Annotated in this window: 3 protein-coding genes; 2 read left to right on the forward strand and 1 reads right to left on the reverse strand. The window is 73.2% G+C overall.

The features are described from left to right. Together AOK09_RS34885 and AOK09_RS34890 are read left to right on the forward strand one after the other, a co-directional pair. Positions 1 to 1,018: hypothetical protein (locus tag AOK09_RS34885; protein ID WP_055591212.1), on the forward strand; the 1,018-nt coding region annotated here is incomplete at its 5' end. A gap of 123 nt (positions 1,019 to 1,141) precedes the next feature. Beyond that, positions 1,142 to 2,584, forward strand: a complete 1,443-nt coding sequence (locus AOK09_RS34890; protein ID WP_063796164.1) for a multicopper oxidase family protein — start codon at positions 1,142 to 1,144, stop codon at positions 2,582 to 2,584. A gap of 30 nt (positions 2,585 to 2,614) precedes the next feature. Here the strand turns inward: AOK09_RS34890 and AOK09_RS34895 are convergent, their stop codons facing one another. Further along, positions 2,615 to 3,208, reverse strand: coding sequence for an isochorismatase family protein (locus AOK09_RS34895; RefSeq protein WP_055591214.1), 594 nt, complete (start codon positions 3,206 to 3,208; stop codon positions 2,615 to 2,617). Positions 3,209 to 3,237 lie beyond the last annotated feature (29 nt).

The raw sequence follows: 3,237 nt of genomic DNA on the forward strand, positions 1-3,237 counted from the left end.
GCTGGGGATCGTGTGGGCCATGACCTTCCAGACCCCCTCCCCGACCCCCTCCCTCGACGAACTGGCACGCCGCCAGTGCAACGTGGTGACAGCCAGTCAACTGCGCGCCCGCGGAGTCCCCGCCCGTACCGTCACCGAGCACTGCCGCCCCGGCGGCCCCTGGCAGCGGCTGCTGCCCAGGGTCTTCCTGCTGCAGTCCGGCACCCCCGCCCCCGAGCAGCGGATCTGGGCCGCACTGCTGTACGCGGCGCAGAACGGCATGGTCGAACGGCGCGGCACCCCGGTGATCACCGGCGGGGCCGCCCTGGCCCTGTACGGCTTCGCCTCGGTGCCGGGACTGCGGTACTTCCGCGGCGTCGATGTGCTGGTGCCGCGCCAGCGCCGGCTGCGCGACGCGGGCGAGGTCCGCATCCTGCGCACCGAGCGGGCGCTGGAGTCCCGGCTGGTGCACGGCCTCGCCTGCGCCCCGATGGCGCGGGCGGTGGCCGACGCGCTGGCCGTACCGGAGGGGCTGCCCGCCCCCGCGGTGGTGCGCGACCTGCTGCGGGAGGCGGTCGCGGACCGCGGCTGCCCGGTGCGGGAGCTGGTGACCGAACTGCGCGAGGCGGGGCTGCTGCAGCTGTCTCCCGTACGGGCGGCGCTGGACGAGGTGCTGGCCGCGAGCCGGGAGGCGGCGCTGCTGCGGCTGGGCGAACTGCTGGACGGCCTGCTGCTGCCGCGCCCGGTGTGCGGGGTGGAGCTGCGGATGCGCGGGGGGACCTTTGTGGCGGTGCCGGACGTCTTCTGGCCCGAGCGGGGGGTGGCTGTGGAGCTGGACTCCGACGTGCGCTGTGTGAGCGAGGGGGAGTCCGCCTGGGTGCGCGGCGGTCAGCACCGGATGGAGTACCTGGGGGTGCGGGTGGTCTATCTGGCGTCGGAGCGCCTGGCCGCCGAGCCGGAGGCCGTGGGGCGGGAGCTGCGGGTGGCGCTGGCGGCGGGCGGGATGGACCCGGTGCCGTTGACGGTGCATCAGCAGTGAGGCGGTGGTGCCGCTGCCCGGGTGACGCCTCCTAACGCACCGTTAGGAGCACGACCCGGCGGGTTAACGTCCAGGGTTATGGACGACATCGCTCCGCTCGTACACAGCATCGGGAAGCCGGGGATGTCGCGGCGACGCTTCATCGCCGGCATGGCCACCGCCGCCTCGGCGCTGGCCGGCGCCTCCGCCCTGGCCCTGTCGGAGGGCACCGCGCGGGCCGCCGGCAACCGGCTGCCGGTGCCGGAGCTGCTGGTGCCGACCCAGCAGGGCGGGGTCACGGTCTTCGCACTGCGCGCCGCCCGCGCCACCTGGCAGCTGCTGCCCGACGTCACCTCCGGCTCCGCGGGGTTCAACGGCCCCTACCTCGGCCCGACCCTGCGGGTGCGCAACGGCCAGCGGGTCCGCTTCGAGGTCACCAACGGACTCGACGAGGACCTGGCGGTGCACTGGCACGGCGCCCATGTGCCGCCGCAGGACGACGGCGGGGTGCACGCCGCCTTCGGCCCGGGTCAGGTCTGGAAGCCCGAGTTCACCGTCAAGCAGCAGGCCGCCACGCTGTGGTACCACCCCCACACCATGGGCATCACCGCGCGTCAGATCGCGCAGGGACTGGCCGGCATGCTGATCGTCCAGGACGACTCCGCCGCGTCCAGGGCCCTGCCCGGCACCTACGGGACCGACGACGTCCCGGTGATCCTGCAGAGCGTCGCGGTGGGCCCGGACGGCGGCATCCGGTACGAGTCCGGCAGCTTCTCCGAACCGGGCATGGCCTTCCCCCTGGTGGTCAACGGGGTGGCGGTGGACGACGAGCCGCTGACCTTCACCGCGAGCACCGGACGGGTGCGGCTGCGGCTGCTCAACGCCTCCCTCTCGGAGACCCTCACCGTGCGCCGGATGGACGGCGGCAAACTGACCCAGGTGGCCACCGAGTCGGCGTTCCTCAACCGGCCCACCCAGGTGGCCGCGGTGCGGATGCCCGCGGGCGCCCGGGCCGAGGTGGTCGTGGACGTCACCCGGGAGACCGTCCTGGAGACCATGGTCGAGACCGGGGTGGGGCGCCGCCGCGACAGCCGCCAGTCCTTCCTCACCCTGCTGCCCGGATCGGGCGGCGGCGGCAGGAGGACGGCGCTGCCGGCCAGGCTGAACACCATCCACCGCTACGACGTCTCCCACCTCAGGCCGCGGGTCATCGCCCTGACCGAGAACGGCGGGATGCTGGGCATCAACGGCGTCTCGGGCACCACCATGAAGGCCATGGACGCCCATGAGATCGTGGTGCGCGAGGGAGACCTGGAACTGTGGGAAGTGGTCAACCGGTCACCCCGGAACCACTCCTTCCACGTCCATGACGTGCCCTTCCAGGTGATCTCCGTCAACGGGCGGCCCCCCACCGGCGTGGACCTCGGCTGGCGCGACACCATCGCCGTCCACCGGGGGGCGAGAGTGCGCATCGCCATGCGCTTCACCGACTACGCCTCGGACAAGTACACCTACATGCTGCACTGCCACATGGCGGAGCACGAGGACCTGGGGATGATGACCTCGCTGAAGGTCAGGCCCCGCTGACCGACCGGGCCCCGGCGGCCGGACACCCTCTCAGCGGGCCCCCACCACGGGGGTGCCGCTGAGGGTGACACCGGCCGCCTGAAGCTCCTCCAGCGCCCGCTCGGTGGTCTCCTCGGCCACCCCCGCCGTCAGCTCCAGCAGCACCCGGGTGCGGAACCCCTCCCCGGCCGCGTCCAGCGCGGTGGCCCGCACACAGTGGTCGGTGGCGATACCGACCACGTCCACCTCCTCCACACCGCGTGAGCGCAGCCACTCGGCCAGCCCCACACCGTTCTCGTCCCGGCCCTGGAAACCGCTGTAGGCGCCCGAGTGGGCACCCTTGTCGAAGACCGCGTCGACCGCACCGGAGATCACCGAGGGGGCGAAGTTGGGGTGGAAGCCCACCCCCTCGGTGCCGGCCACGCAGTGCACCGGCCAGGTGTGGACGTAGTCGGGGTGGTCGGAGAAGTGGCTGCCCGGGTCGACGTGGTTGTCCCGGGTGGCGACCACATGGGCGTAGCCGGCCGCGCTTTCCGCGACCAGATCGGTGATCGCCGCTGCGACCTCGGCGCCTCCGGCGACCGCGAGGCTGCCTCCCTCGCAGAAGTCGTTCTGCACGTCGACGACGATCAGTGCGCGGTGCATGGGTCCTCGCTTACGGGACGGGGCCGGGG

The sequence above is a fragment of the Peterkaempfera griseoplana genome (genome assembly GCF_001418575.1).
Classification (GTDB): domain Bacteria; phylum Actinomycetota; class Actinomycetes; order Streptomycetales; family Streptomycetaceae; genus Peterkaempfera; species Peterkaempfera griseoplana.

Bases quoted from the DNA above. Each gene is read 5' to 3' on its own strand.
- AOK09_RS34890 (WP_063796164.1), top strand. From the start codon at position 1,142: ATGTCGCGGCGACGCTTCATCGCCGGCATGGCCACCGCCGCCTCGGCG.
- AOK09_RS34895 (WP_055591214.1), bottom strand. From the start codon at position 3,208: ATGCACCGCGCACTGATCGTCGTCGACGTGCAGAACGACTTCTGCGAG.